General features: G+C 68.0%; 16 protein-coding genes. 15 read left to right on the forward strand and 1 reads right to left on the reverse strand.

From position 1 onward, the window contains the following. The first annotated feature begins 407 nt into the window (after positions 1-407). From QOC69_RS17105 to proB, 15 genes are all read left to right on the forward strand, one after another. Positions 408-1,298 carry a hypothetical protein gene (locus tag QOC69_RS17105; RefSeq protein ID WP_526441636.1) on the forward strand — a complete coding sequence of 297 codons (891 nt, stop codon included), beginning with the start codon at positions 408-410 and terminating at the stop codon, positions 1,296-1,298. Then, positions 1,192-1,935 carry an IS607 family transposase gene (locus tag QOC69_RS17110; RefSeq protein ID WP_526441638.1) on the forward strand — a complete coding sequence of 248 codons (744 nt, stop codon included), beginning with the start codon at positions 1,192-1,194 and terminating at the stop codon, positions 1,933-1,935. The genes QOC69_RS17105 and QOC69_RS17110 overlap by 107 nt, the downstream gene beginning before the upstream one ends. Before the next feature lie 108 nt (positions 1,936-2,043). Then, entirely contained in the window at positions 2,044-3,636 is a 1,593-nt protein-coding gene (locus QOC69_RS17115; protein ID WP_526441640.1) for a transposase family protein, read from the forward strand. Positions 3,637-3,656: 20 nt separating this feature from the next. Continuing rightward, positions 3,657-5,633 carry a S9 family peptidase gene (locus QOC69_RS17120; protein ID WP_526441642.1) on the forward strand — a complete coding sequence of 659 codons (1,977 nt, stop codon included), beginning with the start codon at positions 3,657-3,659 and terminating at the stop codon, positions 5,631-5,633. 41 nt (positions 5,634-5,674) lie between these two features. Then, positions 5,675-6,931 carry a saccharopine dehydrogenase family protein gene (locus tag QOC69_RS17125; RefSeq protein ID WP_526441644.1) on the forward strand — a complete coding sequence of 419 codons (1,257 nt, stop codon included), beginning with the start codon at positions 5,675-5,677 and terminating at the stop codon, positions 6,929-6,931. Between the two features lie 93 nt (positions 6,932-7,024). Beyond that, positions 7,025-7,642, forward strand: a complete 618-nt coding sequence (locus tag QOC69_RS17130) for a DUF937 domain-containing protein (protein ID WP_526441646.1) — start codon at positions 7,025-7,027, stop codon at positions 7,640-7,642. 121 nt (positions 7,643-7,763) lie between these two features. Continuing rightward, complete coding sequence (locus QOC69_RS17135) at positions 7,764-10,424, forward strand: valine--tRNA ligase (protein WP_526441690.1); 2,661 nt, start codon at positions 7,764-7,766, stop codon at positions 10,422-10,424. A gap of 25 nt (positions 10,425-10,449) precedes the next feature. Next, positions 10,450-11,874, forward strand: a complete 1,425-nt coding sequence (gene folC / locus QOC69_RS17140; protein WP_526441648.1) for a bifunctional tetrahydrofolate synthase/dihydrofolate synthase — start codon at positions 10,450-10,452, stop codon at positions 11,872-11,874. A gap of 74 nt (positions 11,875-11,948) precedes the next feature. Continuing rightward, positions 11,949-12,290 carry a DUF4233 domain-containing protein gene (locus tag QOC69_RS17145; protein WP_526441692.1) on the forward strand — a complete coding sequence of 114 codons (342 nt, stop codon included), beginning with the start codon at positions 11,949-11,951 and terminating at the stop codon, positions 12,288-12,290. A gap of 14 nt (positions 12,291-12,304) precedes the next feature. After that, complete coding sequence (gene ndk, locus QOC69_RS17150) at positions 12,305-12,715, forward strand: nucleoside-diphosphate kinase (RefSeq protein ID WP_526441650.1); 411 nt, start codon at positions 12,305-12,307, stop codon at positions 12,713-12,715. Positions 12,716-13,019: 304 nt separating this feature from the next. Continuing rightward, a complete protein-coding gene (gene rne / locus QOC69_RS17155) occupies positions 13,020-15,791 on the forward strand; it encodes a ribonuclease E (RefSeq protein ID WP_526441652.1) in 2,772 nt (923 codons plus the stop codon). Between the two features lie 185 nt (positions 15,792-15,976). Next, entirely contained in the window at positions 15,977-16,288 is a 312-nt protein-coding gene (gene rplU / locus QOC69_RS17160; protein WP_526441654.1) for a 50S ribosomal protein L21, read from the forward strand. A gap of 49 nt (positions 16,289-16,337) precedes the next feature. Then, positions 16,338-16,604: a 50S ribosomal protein L27 gene (gene rpmA, locus QOC69_RS17165; RefSeq protein WP_526441656.1), complete on the forward strand. Its 267-nt coding sequence runs from the start codon at positions 16,338-16,340 to the stop codon at positions 16,602-16,604. A 92-nt stretch (positions 16,605-16,696) separates the two neighbouring features. Continuing rightward, entirely contained in the window at positions 16,697-18,145 is a 1,449-nt protein-coding gene (gene obgE, locus QOC69_RS17170; RefSeq protein WP_526441658.1) for a GTPase ObgE, read from the forward strand. Further along, complete coding sequence (gene proB, locus QOC69_RS17175; protein ID WP_526441660.1) at positions 18,138-19,253, forward strand: glutamate 5-kinase; 1,116 nt, start codon at positions 18,138-18,140, stop codon at positions 19,251-19,253. Before obgE ends, proB begins: the two co-directional genes overlap by 8 nt. Here proB and QOC69_RS17180 read toward each other — a convergent pair. Next, positions 19,250-19,879, reverse strand: coding sequence for a TetR/AcrR family transcriptional regulator (locus QOC69_RS17180; protein ID WP_526441662.1), 630 nt, complete (start codon positions 19,877-19,879; stop codon positions 19,250-19,252). The genes proB and QOC69_RS17180 overlap by 4 nt on opposite strands. Positions 19,880-19,886 lie beyond the last annotated feature (7 nt).

Genomic DNA, 19,886 nt, shown 5'->3' on the forward strand with positions numbered 1-19,886 from the left:
ATCACCGGAGGCCTCCTGATCTGCAAATGTGGCTCTGCCAACGTGAGTGTTCACCCACGCTGACAACCCACGAATCGTTTTGCAGCCCGAGGCCTTCGGCCTCAGCTAGCCCCTATACCGTCTACAGGACATTCCCTGTTGTTGAGCGTGCGCTTTGGCGACCGTGGCTACTGACTCGGCGAGGTCGACCACCTCGCGTCGGGTTCTTGGTTGCTGGAGAGTTTGTTGGCCTCGGTTGGCCGAGCGTTGTTGTCGGTGGGCTGTGGGATCGTCTTGTCGTAATGCTGGAACCATGACTGATACGAATCGTGGCGATGTGTTTATTGGCCATCATGGGACAGTCCAAGGTTGGGATTCGGGTTGTGACTCACGCACAGTGCAGCGGGCAGCCGTTGACGCGTGTCGCGGTGGCCAAGCGACTGTCGATTTGTGTTGAGGACCTTCCAGACGCGGGGCTTCCGTGGACGGACCGTGATGTATTAGAACTGCAGCGCGAGCGCCCGGAATGGCTCGCCGCAGCGCGTAAGTCCTTGGCTGCTGCACGATCTGAGCAGGAGGGGCTGCGCAGAGAGCGGACCGCGGCGGTCGCAGCGCGACAGGCGACGTTCAGTTACCCGCCGGTCCTGGAGGCTTCGAAGACGTTCGCCCGTGAGTCCGCCCAAGCCCGGTTACTGGAGTATCTGCATGCCGCGTTGGATTCGCCCGCGGCCGACACTGACGTGGTTGATGCCGGTTACGACGTGTCCACGTACGCGCGTCGCGCCGACGAGGCGAACCGTGATCGAGCGCAACGAGGATTGTCGCTGTCGGGATGTGACGGCGCGGGAGATGGGCAATATGGCAAGCGTCGACCTGCCGGATCGTTGGGCGACTTGCTCGACGCCCGGACCGGGGACACAACGGCGACGTACGTGTCTGGATTCGGGCTGAGTGCTGAAACCTGGGACGAGGCTTGGCATGACAGGTGGAGCCTTGAAGGCTTGGATTTGGCGCACGTCCTCACCCAACTGGTCCTCACCGGCGATACCGATACCCTCGAAGCCATCGCGGGTATCCCACTGGCCGATGTCGTCGTGCCGTGCCCAGAACCGGTATTCGACGACGTAGACGAGCGGGTCTGTTCGCTGGCACGTGAAGCGCTGCATGCTCGGCGTAAGCGTGAATGCCCTGTCCTAGATCCTGAGGACATCGTTGATATGGACTCGCCGATCTGGGCGCTGCCCCAGCTGCTGCTCGCGTGCCGGCAGGACTGGGACCCCACCGAACGGCTGGCAGCCCTTATCGCGGGGTTGGACTAGCGATGGCCAATCTCGGCCCGGACGATTATGTTTCGGCCACCGCGGCCGCGCACCGGCTAGGCGTATCCACACGAGCTTTGCGCCGCTACACCCAAGACGGGAAACTGCCCGATGCACGAGCGCCGGCGGACGGCGAGTCTTCTGTATCGCCGACTTGGACGCGATAACCGGCAAACCAGCCGCCAATGGGGCGGCGGTGGCGTATGCGCGGGTGTCGTCTCGCCGTGAGCAGGCTGAGGGGGATCTCGATCGTCAGGTAGGCCGGCTGCGCGGCCAGGTCGATGCAACCCTCACGGTATTCACCGATGTCGCTTCTGGGCTATCCGACCGCCGGGCTGGTCTTCGTAAAGCCTTGGCCGAATGCATGAACCCAGAAGTCGATCGGTTGTTGGTTGAGCATCCAGACCGGCTCGCTAGATTCGGAGTTGGACTAATCGAGCACCTGCTACAGGGGTACGGCGTCACCGTCGTTTGCACCGGACAGTCCGAGGAAGAGTCAGCCGAATCAGAACTAGTCCGTGACATGCTGGCGATCGTCACCAGCTTCGCCGGCCGTCTTTACGGCCAGGGATCAGCCAAGACGAAGCGGCTGCGCGCTGTGGTGGCCGCCGAAACCACCGGTGGTGAGGACCAATGACGCCGGGGCGGTTGCGCGAATGGCGTGGCGTGAAGCCGGTGGCCGCGCCGTCTGGCGTGGCGATTACCACTCGTTTGCGCACCAGTGCGGAAGACGAGCGTGCGCTGGATGCTGTTGCTGAGCATGTGGGTCGGTTGCGGCGTGCTGATTTGGCCAGGACCACACACCCAGAACCCGAGGATCCGGATCTGGACGGCGATGGCCGTCGGCAGGCGCGGCGGGGCCGGCTCAATTCGCAAGAAGGCGTTGACCGGGCAATCGAGTGCGCGGTGGGCTAATGCGGTCATCGCCGGCAATGATGACCAGTACCGACTCGCCCGCGATGCCCAGTACCGCCACATCGTCGGGTTGCGAGCCGCGATCGCGACCATCGAGAAACGCCTGGTCGCCCCCACCACGGACACCCTGACAGTGGCCGAGCGGAAAACCCGGCGAAAGACCAAGGACCCGAAAGGCTATGCCACCCAAAGCGAGCGGTTTCAGAAGCAGCGCCGCCTGCAGCACCGACGCGGTGAACTGGCCCGGGTCGAAGCTGAGCGGGCCGAGAATCGGGTGCGAGTCGTGGAGGGCGGTACACGGCTGGCCAACACGCGCCACCACCTCGCCGTAGCTGGTCTGACCGAACAAAGCTGGCGGGAGCGGTGGGATGGGGCCCGGTACCGCATCGCTGCCAACGGATCCACTGATGAACCGTTCGGCAACCTGACCATCACCGTCACCCCGGACGGGCAGGTCAGCATACGGTTGCCGAAACCGTTGGAGTACTTGGCCAATGCCGCGCGGGGCCGCTACGTACTGTCCGGCGCGGCGGGGTTCTCCCACCGCGGTGATGAGTGGGCTGTGAGAATCACCAGCGGGCAGTCGGTATCCGATACCATCACCCGCCGCCCGGGCCGCGCCGGCCGGTATCTGAGCGCCTCGTGGGCTACGCCCAGCCTGCCTTACTGGGCCGGCCGCGACAACGGCTGCACCGCTGGTGGTGACGTGTATGCGGCCGGGCCGGTGGTGGGTGTGGATCTCAACGACGGGCACCTCGCGCTCCGCCGGCTGGACGCCCACGGCAACCCGGTCGGCCCCGCCGAACGCATCGACATCGACCTGTCCGGCACGTCGGCGCGCCGAGATGCCCAGGTACGCCATGCGATCACCCGCCTGATCCACTACACCCACCGGCACGGCATCGACACGATCGCGGTGGAGGACCTGGACTTCGCCGACGCGCGGGCCACCGGGAGGGAGACGATGGGCCGTGGCCGGCGCGGGAAACGGTTCCGTCGCACCGTGTCCGGGATCCCGACCGCGGTATTCCGGAACCGCCTGGCCGCGCAAACCCACGCCGCAGGTATCGAATTGTTGGCGGTCAATCCCGCTTACAGCAGCATCTGGGGTGACGCGCACTGGCGCAAACCCTACGAGAACGTCACCCGACACCAGGCAGCTGCCACGGTGATCGGGCGTCGCGCCCAAGGCTTCACCGCCCGGCGACGGAAGGGTGTGACACAGCCACGACCAGAGGATCGCGCTGTGAGAGCTACCAACCAGACCGGACCCGACAGCCCCCAGGCGAGCAACACCGGAAGCCGCCACCGGCCACGGACACGGGGACCCACATCCCGTTCGCCCGACCGGACACGAACACGGCACCCGAGCCGGGCAACCGTTACCCCGGCAATGGCCGACAACGGCCAACTTCGAACGTAACGGTGTGCTACCAACGGCACGTGACCCCGACACCGTTCCACGATCTCGACGCCTTCCTCGCCCTGCCCCGGGTGGCCGGCCTCGTGGTGTCGCCCGACGGCTCGCGCGTCGTCACGACGATCGCCGAACTCAACGATGAGCGGACCCAGTTCATCACCGCCGTCTGGGAACTCGACCCCGCCGGCGAACGACCGGCGCGGCGGCTGACCCGCGGCGCCAAGGGTGAGTCGGCACCGGCGTTCACCGCATGCAACGACCTGCTGTTCATCGCCGCACGCACCGCCGATGAGGCAGACCCATCGCCCGCATCGCTGTGGCGGCTTCCTGCCGCGGGCGGCGAGGCGACCCAGCTCCTCGACCTGCCCGGGGGCGTCGACGCCGTGCACACCGCGCGCGAAGCGGACGTCACGCTCGTCAACACCGCCATGCTGCCCTCGGCCACCGGCGTCGACGACGACAAGCGGTTGCGGGCGCTGCGCAAGGACGCCAAGGTCTCGGCCGTACTGCACACCGGATACCCGGTGCGGCACTGGGATCACGACATCGGACCAGGGCTGCCACACCTATTGGACGTCTCCGGCGACCCCCGCGACTTGACCCCCGGACCGGGCCAGGCCATGCGCGAAGCGGACCTCGACGTCAGCCGGGACGGGCGGTTCGTCGTGACCTCCTGGCACGGGCCAGGACCGGGTGCGTCCATTCGCGGCACGCTGGTGCGCATCGACGTCGGCACCGGCGAGCGCGCCGTCATCGCCGAGGACCCCGGTGCCGACCTGGAGTTCCCGGCGATCTCGCCTGACGGCACCACCGTGGCATTCACCCGCGAGACCGTGGCCACGCCCTACCAGGCACCGCGAATCACGCTGTGTGTCATGCGTTTCGGCGAGGAGTTCACCGAGCTCGCGACCGGTTGGGATCGTTGGCCCGCCTCGGTCGCCTGGTCCGCCGACGGCGCCACCCTGGTCGTCACTGTCGACGAGGCGGGCCGGCGCCCGGTGTTCATCGTCGACCCCGACAGCGGCGAGGTCACCCGGCTCACCGACGACGACTTCTCGTACACCGACGTGTGCCCCGCGCCGGGCGGCGTGCTCTACGCGCTGCGCAGTAGCTATGCGGCGCCACCGCACCCGGTGCGCATCGACGCGAACGGAACCGTGACCGCGTTGCCGTGCGTCGAGCTGCCCAGGCTGCCGGGCGATGTGAATGAGCTGACTGCCGCCGCGCCCGACGGCACCCCGATCCGGTCCTGGCTGACGCTGCCCGACGGGGACGACGCGGCGCCGCTGGTGTTGTGGATCCACGGTGGCCCGCTGGCCAGCTGGAACGCCTGGCACTGGCGGTGGAACCCGTGGCTTCTGACCGCCAAGGGATACGCCGTGCTGCTGCCCGACCCGGCGTTGTCGACGGGCTACGGCCAGGACTTCATCCAGCGTGGCTGGGGCGCGTGGGGGTTCGCCCCGTACACCGACCTGATGGCCGCCACCGACGCCGCGTGCGCGCATCCCCGGGTGGACGGAACCCGCACCGCGGCGATGGGCGGCTCCTTCGGCGGCTACATGGCCAACTGGATCGCCGGGCACACCGACCGGTTCGCCGCCATCGTCAGCCACGCGGGGCTGTGGATGATGGACCAGATGTTCGGCACCACCGACGGCGCGTACTGGTGGGCGCGCGAAATGACCACCGAGATGACCGAGCAGAACACCCCGCACCGGCACGTCGGTGCAATCCGCACGCCGATGCTGGTGATCCACGGCGACAAGGACTACCGCGTACCGATCGGCGAAAGCCTGCGGCTCTGGTACGAGCTGCTCAGCGACTCCGCGCTGCCCGCCGCCGCCGACGGCACCAGCGCGCACGAGTTCCTCTACTTCCCGACCGAGGGGCACTGGGTGCTGGCGCCGCAGCACGCCAAGGTCTGGTACCAGGTGGTCACTGCGTTCCTTGCCAGCCACGTCCTCGGGGAGCAGTCCGAGCCGCCGGAGATCCTCGGCTGACCACCCACCTCGCGGCCTCGACCCACCGGTAGGTTGGGGCCATGACCGCAGCGCAGCGTGAACTCGACGTCGTCCTCTACGGCGCCACCGGGTTCGTCGGCAAACTGACGGCCGAGTACCTCGCCAAGGCAGGCGGCACCGCCCGGATCGGGCTCGCGGGCCGCTCCACCGAACGCCTCCTCAAGGTGCGCGAATCGCTCGGCGAGGCGGCGCGGGGCTGGCCGCTGATCGCCGCCGACGCGGCGTCGCCGTCATCGCTGAACGACATGGCGGCCAGGGCCCACGTCGTGGTCACTACCGTAGGCCCCTACACCAAGTACGGACTGCCGCTGGTCGCCGCGTGCGCGGCCGCAGGCACCGACTACGCCGACCTCACCGGTGAGACGATGTTCATCCGCGAAAGCATCGACACCTACCACGAGCAGGCCGTCGACAGCGGCGCGCGCATCGTGCACTCCTGCGGATTCGACTCCATCCCTTCGGATCTCACCGTATACGCGCTATACAAGCGCGTGCTTGAGGACAGCGCCGGCGAGCTCGGCGAGACCAACTTCGTGGTACGCGGATTCGCCGGCGGCTTGTCCGGCGGCACCGTCGCCTCGATGATGGAGGTGATGTCGACCGCGTCGGCCGACCCGGAGGCGCGGCGGCTGATGAACGACCCGTACACCCTGACCACCGACCGCGCGGGCGAACCGGACTTCGGGCACCAGTCCGACACCCCGTGGCGACGCGGTCGCGACATCGCACCCGAACTGGGTGGCGTCTGGACCGGAGCCTTCGCAATGGGGGCACCCAACGCGCGAATCGTCCGGCGCAGCAACGCATTACTCGGCTGGGCGTACGGCCCCAGGTTCCGCTACGCGGAGAACATGAGCGTCGGCTCGTCGGTCGCGGCACCGGTGGCCGCGGCGATGGGCACGGCCGCCAACGCCGCCATCCTTGCCTTGGGCAGTCGGTACTTCAACAAGCTGCCGCGCCGCGTGCTGGAACGCATCGCGCCCAAGCCAGGCACCGGTCCCAGTGAGCGCGCCAGGGAGAACGGCCACTACCGGGTGGAGACCTACACCACCACGACGTCGGGTGCCCGGTACCGGGCCACGATGGCCCAGCGAGGTGACCCGGCATACAAGGCGACGTCGGTGTTGTTGGGGGAGTGCGGCCTGGCGCTCGCCATCGACCGCGACCAGCTGTCCGATCTTCGCGGGGTGCTGACTCCCGCGGCCGCCATGGGCGACGCACTGTTGGCCCGGTTGCCCGCGGCCGGAGTCACCCTAAACACCGTCCGGCTCAATTGAATCGGTCCGCGACGAACCGGTGTCAGCCAAGTTCGGTTGTATTAGTGTCGTCAACGAATTTCGCCACAACCCAGCAATGAAGGTGGAGATGACATGGCAGGTCTCGACGATCTCTTCGCGGAGATCCCCGTACAGGACATTGCGAGCAAGCTTGGTGCAGATGAGGGCGAGGTGAACACCGCGATTCGCACGCTGGTGCCCGCGCTCGTCGGAGGGCTGCAGCACAATGTCGAAGCCAACGACATCGACTCGAGCAAGCTCGAGTCGGCCGTCAGCACGCAGGCCGCCAGCGGCCTGCTCGACGGCGGCGTGACCCTCGATCAGGTCGACGAGAACGAGGGCGACAAGATCGTCGCCAACATCTTCGGCGGCAACAACAGCGGTGCCGTCGCCTCGGCGCTGGCGGGTACCGGCGCAGGCGGCGGGGACCTGATCAAGAAGCTGCTGCCGATCCTCGCCCCGATCGTGCTGGCCTACATAGGCAAGCAACTCACCAAGGGCGGCGCCGCGGCGCCCGCCGACACCCAGGCCCAAGCCTCGTCGGGCGGCGGTCTCGGCGACATCCTTGGCAGCATCCTCGGTGGTGCGTCCGGCGGTGGCGGAAACAACCCGCTCGGCAGCATCCTGGGCAGCGTGCTCGGTGGTGGTGGCGGCGGTCAGGGCAACGCGATCGGCGAGATCCTCGGCGGATTACTCGCCGGCAAGAAGTAGCGCTCACCGGCATCGCGGAGCCTCCGAAGTCACCCGACTTCGGGGGCTTTCGCGTTCGGCCCACCGGTCTTCCTAGAATGTCCAGGTGACCGCCAGTTCGAAGCCCGCCGACAGCCCTGGGATGGAATCCCTGCCGAAGACGTGGGATCCAAGCGCGGTTGAGAGCGACCTCTACCAGGGCTGGGTGGACGCCGGCTATTTCACCGCCGACGCCGCCAGCGACAAGCCGCCCTACTCGATCGTGCTGCCCCCGCCGAACGTGACCGGCAGCCTGCACATGGGCCATGCGCTCGACCACACGCTGATGGACGCGCTGACCCGGCGCAAGCGCATGCAGGGCTACGAGGTGCTGTGGCTGCCCGGCATGGATCACGCGGGCATCGCCACTCAGAGCGTGGTGGAGAAGCAGCTCGCCGTCGACGGGAAGACGAAGGAAGACTTCGGCCGCGAACTGTTCATCGACAAGGTGTGGGACTGGAAGCGCGAATCCGGCGGCACCATCGGCGGTCAGATGCGCCGGCTGGGCGACGGCGTCGACTGGAGCCGGGACCGCTTCACCATGGACGACGGCCTGTCGCGCGCGGTCCGGACGATCTTCAAGCGGCTCTACGACGCCGGGCTGATCTACCAGGCCGAGCGGCTGGTGAACTGGTCGCCGGTGCTGGAGACCGCCATCTCGGACCTCGAGGTGAAGTACGAAGACGTCGAGGGCGAGCTGGTGTCGTTCCGGTACGGCTCGATGGATGACGACCAGCCGCACATCGTGGTCGCCACCACGCGGATCGAGACGATGCTCGGCGACACCGCGATCGCCGTGCACCCCGACGACGACCGCTACCGGCACCTGGTCGGCACCACGCTGCCGCACCCTTTCCTGTCCCGCGACATCGTCATCGTGGCCGACGAACACGTCGACCCCGAATTCGGCACTGGCGCAGTCAAGGTCACCCCCGCGCACGACCCGAATGACTTCGAGATCGGCGTCCGGCACGAGCTGCCGATGCCGTCGATCATGGACACGAAGGGCCGCATCGCCGATACCGGAACCGAATTCGACGGCATGGACCGCCTCGACGCCCGCGTCGCCGTCCGCGAAGCGCTCGAGCGCGAGGGCCGTGTCGTCGAGGAGAAACGGCCCTACAGGCACAGCGTCGGCCACTCCGAACGCAGCGGCGAACCCATCGAGCCGCGGCTGTCGCTGCAGTGGTGGGTGAAGGTCGAATCGTTGGCCAAGGCCGCCGGTGATGCAGTGCGCAACGGCGACACCGTGATTCACCCCAAGAGCCTGGAACCCCGCTGGTTCGGCTGGGTGGACGACATGCACGACTGGTGCATCTCGCGGCAGCTGTGGTGGGGCCACCGCATCCCGATCTGGCACGGCCCGAACGGTGAGAAGGTCTGCGTCGGGCCCGACGAGACCCCGCCGGAGGGCTGGGAGCAGGACCCCGACGTGCTCGACACCTGGTTCTCGTCGGCGCTGTGGCCGTTCTCCACGATGGGCTGGCCCGACCGCACGCCCGAACTCGAGAAGTTCTATCCCACCAGCGTTCTCGTCACGGGCTACGACATCTTGTTCTTCTGGGTGGCCCGGATGATGATGTTCGGCACCTTCATCGGCGACGACGACGCGATCACTGGCGGTGGGACGCCGAAAAGTTCACGTCCGCAGGTTCCATTCCAAAACGTCTTCCTGCACGGCCTCATCCGCGACGAGTTCGGCAGCAAGATGAGCAAGTCCAAGGGCAACGGCATCGACCCGCTGGACTGGGTGGAGATCTTCGGCGCCGACGCGCTGCGGTTCACGTTGGCGCGCGGCGCCAGCCCCGGTGGCGACATGTCGATCGGCGAGGATCACGCCCGCGCGTCGAGGAACTTCGCCACCAAGCTGTTCAACGCCACCCGGTTCGCGTTGATGAACGGCGCCGCGCCAGCACCGCTGCCTGGCGTCGACGAGCTCACCGACGCCGACCGCTGGATCCTGGGCAGGTTGGAAGACGTTCGGGCCGAGGTTGATTCGGCGTTCGATGGTTACGAGTTCAGCCGGGCCTGCGAGTCGCTGTACCACTTCGCGTGGGACGAGTTCTGCGACTGGTACCTGGAGTTGGCGAAGGTGCAACTCGCCGGCGAGGAGGGCGGTGCCGAAGGGCACACCAACGCGGTGTTGGCCGCGATCCTCGACACTCTGCTCAAGCTGCTGCACCCGGTGATGCCGTTCGTCACCGAGACGTTGTGGAAGTCGTTGATGGGGGATGCGCCGGGGGCCGAATCGCTTGTCATCGCGGATTGGCCGGAGCCGTCCGGCATCGCGTTGGACGGTGCTGCGCGCAGGCGGATCACCGACATGCAGAAGCTCGTCACCGAGGTGCGCCGCTTCCGCAGCGACCAGGGCCTCAACGACCGTCAACGGGTGCCGGCCCGGCTGGTCGGGATCTCCGAGGCCGACATCGACACCCAGGTGGCCGCCATCGGCGCGTTGGCCTGGCTGACCGAACCGGCCGACGGTTTCACGCCGTCGGCGTCGGTGGAGGTGCGGCTGTCGCGAGGCACGGTCGTCGTCGAACTCGACACGTCGGGCACCGTCGACGTCGCCGCGGAGCGCCGCCGCCTTGAGAAGGATCTGGCCGGTGCGCAGAAGGAGTTGGCCCAGACCACCGCGAAGCTCGGCAACGGGGCATTCCTGGCCAAGGCGCCCGAGGCCGTCGTCGACAAGATCCAGGCCCGTCGCCAACTGGCCTCGGAAGAGGTGGAGCGCATCAACGGCCGCCTCGCCGGGCTCGCATGACGGCGAGTAGCGCAGCGGATCGCGCATGAACCCAGTGGAACCGACGCCCGACGAGGTCGCCGCACTGTTCCAGGTCGAGCATCTGCTCGACCAACGGTGGCCGGAGACGAAACTCGAACCCAGCACGACGCGCATCGCCGCGCTGATGGAGCTCCTCGGGTCACCGCAGCGCGGGTACCCGAGCATCCACGTCGCCGGCACCAACGGCAAGACGTCGGTGTCTCGGCTGATCGACTCGCTGTTGACCGCCCTGCACCGACGCACCGGCCGCATGACCAGCCCGCACTTGCAGTCCGCGGTCGAGCGCATCTCGATCGACGGCAAGCCGATCACCCCGGCGCAGTACGTCGAGACCTACCGCGAGATCGAGCCGTTCGTCGAGCTGGTCGACGCGCAGTCCGAGGCCGGTGAGTTGGGACCCGTCGGCCCGCGGCTGAGCAAGTTCGAGGTCGTCACGGCGATGGCCTTCGCCGCGTTCGCCGACGCGCCCGTCGACGTGGCAGTGGTGGAGGTCGGCCTCGGCGGGCGGTGGGACGCCACCAACGTCGTCGACGCGCCCGTCGCCGTCATCACCCCCATCGGCATCGACCACGTCGACTACCTGGGCGGCACCATCGCCGAGATTGCCGGGGAGAAGGCAGGCATCATCAAGCGGCAGGCGGATGACCTGGTGCCCAGCGAGACCGTCGCGGTGATCGGGCAGCAGGTGCCGGAGGCCATGGAGGTGTTGATCGCCCAAGCGGTCAGTGCCGACGCCGCGGTGGCCCGCGAGGACTCCGAGTTCGCCGTGCGGCGCCGCGAGGTCGCGATCGGGGGTCAACTCCTCGAACTACAGGGGCTCGGTGGCATCTACTCCGACATCTTCCTGCCCCTGCACGGCGAGCATCAGGCGCACAACGCGGTGCTGGCGCTGGCCGCAGTCGAGGCGTTCTTCGGTGCTGGCGCGCAGCGTCAGCTCGACATCGACGCGGTCCGGGCCGGGTTCGCGACGGTCGCCAGTCCCGGTCGCCTAGAACGAATGCGCAGCGCCCCAACGGTGTTCATCGACGCCGCGCACAATCCGGCAGGGGCGGCCGCCCTGGCCGCCGCCCTGCAGACCGAGTTCGACTTCCGCTTCCTGGTCGGCGTCGTGTCGGTGATGGCGGACAAGGACGTCGACGGCATCCTCGCCGCACTCGAGCCCGCGTTCGACGTGATCGTGGTGACCAACAACGGATCCCCGCGCGCGATGGAGGTGGACGCGCTGGCCCTGCGCGCCGAGGAGCGCTTCGGCCAGGAACGGGTGATCACCGCCGCCACGCTGCCCGACGCCATCGAGACCGCGACCGCGCTGGTCGAGGAGTCGGGCCAGGACGGCGCTGGCGGAATCTCCGGCGCAGGCATGGTCATCACCGGCTCGGTGGTCACCGCGGGCGCGGCTCGCACCCTGTTCGGACGGGACCCGCAGTGACCCAGGAGCCCCAGGAAGAACCCGGGGACAACGCCGCCGCGCCGACGGATCCGTGGAAGAGCTTCCGCGGCGTCATGGCTGGCACGCTGATCCTGGAATCGATCGTCGTGCTGCTCGCGCTCCCGGTCGTTTCGGTGTTGGGCGGCGGCCTCAGCGTCGCAAGCGGTGGATACCTCATCGGCGTGGCCGTGGCGCTGATCCTGCTGGCAGGCGTGCAGGGCAGGCCGTGGGCACTGAAGGCGAACATCGCCATGCAGGCCGTCGTGATCGCCGGGGCGTTCGTGCACGTCACGGTTGGCTTCATCGGCGTGCTGTTCGCGCTGGTCTGGGTATTGATCGCGTATCTGCAAGCCGAGGTCAAGCGCCGTCAGGAGCGCGGGCTGCTGCCCTGGCAGCAGCGTCCTCCTACTGACTAGTAGGCTTTGACGACGTGACTGAGCGGACTCTGGTGTTGGTCAAGCCCGACGGCGTCAAGCGACACCTCGTCGGTGAGATTCTCAGCCGAATCGAACGCAAGGGCCTGACCATCGCCGCCCTCGAACTCAAGACCGTCGGCGACGACCTCGCTCGGCAGCACTACGCCGAGCACGAGGGCAAGCCGTTCTTCCCGTCGCTGCTGGAATTCATCACCTCCGGGCCCGTGGTGGCCGTCATCGTGGAGGGGCCGCGGGCGGTTGCCGCGTTCCGGCAGATCGCCGGCGCGACGGATCCGGTCGAGAAGGCCGCGCCCGGCACCATCCGCGGTGACCTCGCCCTCGTCACCCAGGACAACCTGGTCCACGGCTCCGATTCGCCCGATTCCGCGGCCCGCGAGATCGAGCTCTGGTTCCCCGGTCGTTAGCTGCCGGAAGTGGTGCGAAACCGCACCTCGTCGGTTTCTGCTCGGCGGTGTGGGATACTAGACGCGGGTGACCGGCTCCAAACCAGGGTCGGGCGCCCGGATGAAGACTTAGACGAGCGCGACCACTTGGGACATTCCAAGTGTGGCGCCGACCGTCCAGCCATCATTCAGCCAGGCACCGTGTGCTCTCCCGAGCAGCTCGGAGCGAGACCATAACAAGCTCGGGAGCAGTTCCCCGGGCCCATAGCGGAAGCCCTCGCGTGGCCGCGTCGATACGACGCGCCCGGGGGCTTGAGGAGAATTCGTGGCCGAAGATGCCCATACCCAAGACCTATCTGAAGACACCGCGCCGGGACAGGACCCGCTGGCCCAGCAGCTGAGCGATGATGCCGCGCCGCCCATCGACGTCGTGGTCGATGAGGCCGTCGTCGATGAGGCCGTCGTTGAAGAGGCCCTCGTCGCCGAGGCCATCGAGGATGACGAGCCCGAATCGCGGCTGATGCTCGAGACCCCGGCGCCAACCAGCGCCGCGCCTGCGACTGCGGAGCCGGCGGCCTACATGCCGCTGTTCGTCGCCCCGCAACCCGTCACGTTCCGCCCACCGGCACCTCCTGTCGTAGCCGTGGAAGACGACGACGATGACGACGACACCGACGATGATGACGACGACGACTCCGACGATGAGTCCGGCGACGCCGACGACGATCAGGGTGACCGGCCCGCCGCCCGGCGGCGTCGACGGGGGCGCCGTGGTCGCGGTCGCGGTCGCGGCGAGCAGAACCCGGACGACCCGACCGACGGCGACGGGAACGACGACGACGCCTCGGACGAGGGCGACGACGACTCCGACGACGCAGGCGCCGACGACGAGAACGCGTCCGCCGAGGGCGGCAAGACTCGTCGGCGCAGGCGCAGGCGTCGCAAGTCCGGCGCGGGTGACGGGGACGAGAACGGCTCGCCGGACGATCCGCCGAACACGGTCGTGCACGAGCGTCCGCCCAGGGAGAAGGCGGCCAAGGCCGTCAACAACGAGATTCAGGGCATCAGCGGATCCACCCGGCTGGAGGCCAAGCGGCAGCGCCGCAGGGACGGCCGCGACGCTGGACGGCGCCGCCCACCGATCCTGAGTGAGGCCGAGTTCCTGGCCCGCCGCGAGGCCGTCGAACGCGTCATGGTGGTGCGCGACAAGGTCCGCACCGAACCGCCCCACGAGGGTGCCCGCTACACCCAGATCGCGGTGCTCGAGGACGGCGTCGTGGTCGAACACTTCGTGACGTCCGCGGCGTCGGCGTCGCTGGTCGGCAACATCTATCTCGGCATCGTGCAGAACGTGCTGCCGTCCATGGAGGCGGCGTTCGTCGACATCGGCCGCGGCCGCAACGGCGTGCTCTATGCCGGTGAGGTGAACTGGGAGGCCGCCGGACTCGGCGGCGCCAGCCGCAAGATCGAGCAGGCCCTCAAGCCCGGCGACTATGTCGTCGTCCAGGTGAGCAAGGACCCCGTCGGGCACAAGGGCGCGCGCCTCACCACACAGGTGTCGCTGGCCGGGCGGTACCTGGTGTACGTGCCGGGAGCGTCGTCGACAGGGATCAGTCGCAAGCTGCCCGACACCGAACGGCAGCGGCTCAAGGAAATCCTGCGCGAGGTGGTCCCCGCCGATGCGGGCGTGATCATCCGCACCGCGTCGGAGGGCGTCAAGGAAGACGACATCCGCACCGACGTAAATCGGCTGCAGGAGCGCTGGACCCAGGTCGAAGCCAAGGCGGCCGAGACCAAGAAGAAGGCGGCCGGCGTTGCGATCGCGCTCTACGAAGAGCCCGACGTGCTGGTCAAGGTGATCCGCGACCTGTTCAACGAGGACTTCTCCGGCCTCATCGTGTCCGGTGACGACGCCTGGCAGACCATCGACGACTACGTCAAATCCGTTGCACCGGAACTGGTTCCGCGGATGACCAAGTACGAACCCATTTCGCCCGACGGCCCTGACGTGTTCGCTGTGCACCGTATCGACGAACAGCTGACCAAGGCGCTCGATCGCAAGGTGTGGCTGCCGTCGGGCGGCACCCTGGTGATCGACCGCACCGAGGCGATGACCGTCGTCGACGTGAACACCGGCAAGTTCACCGGATCCGGCGGAAACCTCGAGCAGACCGTCACGCGCAACAATCTGGAAGCTGCCGAGGAGACCGTGCGCCAGCTGCGGCTGCGCGACATCGGCGGCATGGTCGTCATCGACTTCATCGACATGGTGCTCGAGGCCAATCGCGATCTGGTGCTGCGTCGGCTGACCGAGGCGCTCGGCAGAGACCGCACCCGTCACCAGGTGTCGGAGGTGACGTCGCTCGGGCTGGTCCAGCTGACCCGAAAGCGCTTGGGCACCGGCCTGATCGAGGCCTTCTCCACCACCTGCACCCACTGCGCCGGACGCGGGATCGTGCTGCACGCCGATCCCGTCGACGCAGGCCCGTCAGCCGGCCGTAGCCCCGACTCGGGCGGCGGCGGTAGGCGTGGCAAGCGCGGCAAGAAGGGCGTCAAGACCGAGGACGTCCAAGTGGCCAAGGTGCCGTCGCACGCGGCGGGTGAACATCCGATGTTCAAGGCGATGGCCGCCGCCAACGGTCGGCCAGAAGACGAGGACGGGGTCGAGGACGACTCGGCCGAGGACGAGACGGCAATCGTCGAGGCAGACCTGGATGGCGACATCGCCGCGCAGGTCCTCGACGTGGACACCGACGAGGACTCGACCGAATCCGACGACGACGACGAATCGGATGACGACGATGAAGACGACGTCGATCTGGCCGCCGACGACGAGGACGAGGACATCGATGACGACATCGAGGTTATCGACGATTCGGATGACGACGATGACGACGACTCGGACGACACCGACGAAGACGACGAAGACGACGACGAAGACGACGACGATGACGACTCGGACGACGAAGACGAGGACGAAGACGAAGACGACGACGATGACGACGACGCGGACGAGTCGCTCGTGTCGGCCACGTCGCGTCCTCGCCGGCGCCGAGCGGCCGCCCGGCCGGCAGGACCGCCCGCCCATGACGCATAGACAGGCGGTTTGACCCCTTACCCGCTGGTCACGTAACCTTGAGCAGTTGTCTTCAGGCCCCGTGACCAACTGAGCCACAGACAGCATCGGTTTGCGAGGAACCACCGACACCCCGCACCCCCAGACCAGCGCTCGCGCCCCCGGGTAGCGCGCGCCCGCACAGCGAAGTAGAGGAAGACGACACGATGGCGACGTACGCAATCGTCAAGACCGGCGGCAAGCAGTACAAAGTCGCGGTCGGAGACATAGTCAAGGTCGAGAAGCTGGAGCTTGAAGCCGGCGCCTCCGTCTCGCTGCCCGTCGCGCTCGTCGTCGACGGCGCGAAGGTCACCACCGATGCGAAGGACCTGGCGAAGGTCTCCGTGACCGGCGAGGTGCTCGAGCACACCAAGGGCCCCAAGATCCGCATCCACAAGTTCAAGAACAAGACCGGCTATCACAAGCGGCAGGGCCACCGTCAGCCGCTGACGGTCGTCAAGGTCACCGGAATCGCGTGATGAGCGTTCACGCGAAGAACAGACAGCACTGAGGACAGGGAGCGAACCAATGGCACACAAGAAGGGCGCTTCCAGCTCACGCAACGGTCGCGACTCCAACGCCCAGCGGCTCGGCGTCAAGCGCTTCGGCGGGCAGGTCGTCAAGGCAGGCGAGATCATCGTCCGGCAGCGCGGCACGCACTTCCACCCCGGCGTCAACGTCGGTCGTGGCGGCGACGACACCCTGTTCGCCACCGCGCCGGGCGCCGTGGAGTTCGGCGTCAAGCGCGGACGCAAGACGGTCAACATCGTCCGCGTCGCGCGACCCGAGGCCTAGCACTCCGCTTCCAACGTCGAGATCGACGTTTTGCGGGAGGCCTCTCGCACTTCGTCTGCAGAACGTAGATCTCGTCACGGAAAGGAAGTCCGATGCCTCGGTTCGTCGACCGCGTCGTCATCCACGCCCGTGCGGGCAACGGCGGTAGAGGCTGCGCCTCGGTACACCGGGAGAAGTTCAAGCCACTCGGTGGTCCCGACGGCGGCAACGGTGGCCGCGGCGGCAGCATCATTCTGGTGGTCGACCCGCAGGTGCACACCCTTCTCGACTTCCACTTCCATCCGCACGTCGACGCCGCGTCGGGCAAGCCGGGCGCGGGCAACAACCGCGAGGGTGCCTCCGGTGGCGACCTCGAACTGCGGGTCCCCGACGGCACCGTCATCCTCGACGAGGACGGCCGGTTGCTCGCCGATCTGGTGGGTGAGGGCACGCGTTTCGAAGCTGCGGCTGGCGGCCGTGGCGGCCTCGGCAACGCGGCGTTGGCGTCGCGCGCCCGCAAGGCGCCGGGTTTCGCGCTGCTCGGCGAGAAGGGTCAGGCCCGCGACTTCACCCTCGAACTCAAGACCGTCGCCGACGTCGGCCTGATCGGATTCCCTTCGGCGGGCAAGTCATCGCTGGTGTCGGTGATCTCGGCGGCCAAGCCGAAGATCGCCGACTACCCCTTCACGACGCTGGCGCCGAACCTTGGCGTGGTGTCGGCGGGGGAGAACACCTTCACCGTCGCCGACGTTCCCGGTCTGATCCCCGGGGCCTCCGAGGGCCGCGGCCTCGGCTTGGACTTCCTGCGCCACATCGAGCGCTGCGCGGTGCTGGTGCACGTAGTCGATTGCGCGACACTGGAGCCGGGCCGTGACCCGATCTCCGACATCGACGTGCTGGAGGCCGAACTGGCCGCCTACACCCCGACCTTGCAGGGCGATACGACGCTGGGCGACCTCGCGGAGCGGCCACGTGCGGTGGTGCTCAACAAGATCGACGTGCCCGATGCGCGCGAACTGGCCGACTTCGTCCGGGACGAGGTGGCCGAACGCTACGGCTGGCCGGTGTTCGAGGTGTCGACCATCACCAGGGACGGACTGCGGCCGTTGACGTTCGCGTTGTGGGACCTGGTGTCGGCATACCGGCAGGCGCAGCCCGTGGTGGCGCCGCGCCGCCCGGTGATCAAGCCGATCCCGGTCGACGACAGCGGGTTCACCGTGTCCTCGGACGGCGAGGGCGGTTTCGTGGTGCGCGGCGCCAGGCCCGTCCGTTGGATCAGCCAAACGGATTTCACCAACGACGAGGCCGTCGGCTATCTGGGCGACCGGTTGGCCCGGCTCGGCGTGGAGGACGAGTTGATCAAGCAGGGCGCTCGGCCCGGCTGCGCGGTCACCATCGGTGACATGACGTTCGACTGGGAACCGCAGACTCCCGCGGGCATCGAAATGCAGATGTCGGGGCGCGGCACCGACATTCGACTGGAACAGACCGACCGCGTCGGCGCCGACGAGCGCAAGGCCGCCCGGCGCGATCGCCGTCGCCGCGGCGGTGAGGATGACTAGCACCCACCGGAACGCGGTACGCACTGCGCGCAGCGTCGTGGTCAAGGTCGGCACCACCGCGCTGACCACGCCGTCGGGCATGTTCGACGCCGGTCGCCTTGCCACGCTGGCCGACGCCATCGAGGCGCGGATGAAGGCGGGATCCGACGTCGTGATCGTGTCGTCCGGCGCCATCGCCGCAGGCATCGAACCGCTCGGCTTGACCAAGCGGCCCACTGATCTGGCCACCAAGCAGGCGGCGGCCAGCGTCGGGCAGGTGGCACTGGTGAACGCCTGGAGTGCGGCGTTCGGCCGCTACCAGCGCACCGTCGGCCAGGTCCTGCTCACCGCACACGACATCTCGATGCGGGTGCAGCACAACAACGCCCAGCGCACGCTGGACCGACTGCGCTCGCTGCACGCCGTCGCGATCGTCAACGAGAACGACACCGTGGCCACCAACGAGATCCGGTTCGGCGACAACGACCGACTCTCGGCGTTGGTGGCGCACCTGGTAGGCGCCGATGCCTTGGTGCTGTTGAGCGATATCGACGGCCTGTACGACGGCGACCCGCGGAAGGCCACCGAGACCAACCCGGCGCGTTTCATCCCCGAGGTCGCCGCACCCGATGACCTGGACGGGGTGGTGGCAGGCAGCGGGAGTCGTCTTGGCACCGGTGGAATGGCCTCCAAGCTGTCGTCGGCCCTGCTGGCCGCCGACGCCGGGGTGCCGGTGCTGCTCGCCGCGGCCTCCGACGCAGCCGATGCGTTGGCCGACGCGTCCGTCGGAACGGTGTTCGCGCCGCGTGGTGAACGGATGTCGGCACGCCGGTTCTGGGTGCGCTACGCCGCGGAGTCCACTGGCGCGTTGACCCTCGACGACGGTGCCGTTCGCGCGGTGGTCCGACAACGGCGGTCACTCCTGCCCGCCGGGATCACCGCGGTCTCCGGCCGATTCCACGGCGGCGACGTGATCGAACTGCACGGCCCGGATGCGGGCATGGTCGCGAGGGGCGTGGTGGCCTACGACGCCGCGGAATTGGCCACCATGATCGGTCGCTCCACGTCGGACCTGCCCGCCGAAATGCGCCGCCCCGCCGTGCACGCCGACGACCTCGTCGCCGTCTAGAGCGCCTCGAGATACAGTGTGCCCCAGACGATCTGGGTCAGCGTGTTGGCCAATTCAGCGTCGTAGGACGGTGGCCTGCCCGGCAGGTTCTGCTGGCACGTCCGCTCGACCATCCAGGTGAGGGCGCTCGCTGCGGTCGCCGCGGAGAGCTCGGGACGGATGACGCCGTCGCCCTGGCCCTCTTCGATGACCGCGGCCACGCGCCCCGAAATGGCGGTGAGAATCTCCTGGTAGGTGGCGCCGACCTGCGGGTCGTAGCCGGCCATCTCGTTGAGCGCGACGAGCAACGGTTGGTGCTGCCGGTAGCTGGCGACGATGCCGCTCATGGCGGCCAGGACGTCGCGGGGGTCGCGTCGCTGCGCGACGCTCCACCAGCGCTCGCCCGCGTTGGCGAGGTCACCGAACACCTGGCCGGTCAGGCTACGCAGCAGGTGACCCTTGTCTTCGAAGTAGATGTAGAAGCTGGCACGGGAGATGCCCGCCTCGGTTGCCAGCCGGTCGACGCTGAGCTCGGTGAAACTGGTTCCGTCGGCCATCAGGCGCTCGGTGGCGTCGAGCAGTTGCCGCTCGATCCGCTCGCGCCGCTCCTGTCGATTGGCCTGCGGCCTTCGTGTCACCGACGGCATGTCAGGC

Origin of the sequence: Mycobacterium sp. (genome assembly GCF_032162105.1) — a bacterium.
Taxonomy (GTDB): Bacteria; Actinomycetota; Actinomycetes; order Mycobacteriales; family Mycobacteriaceae; genus Mycobacterium.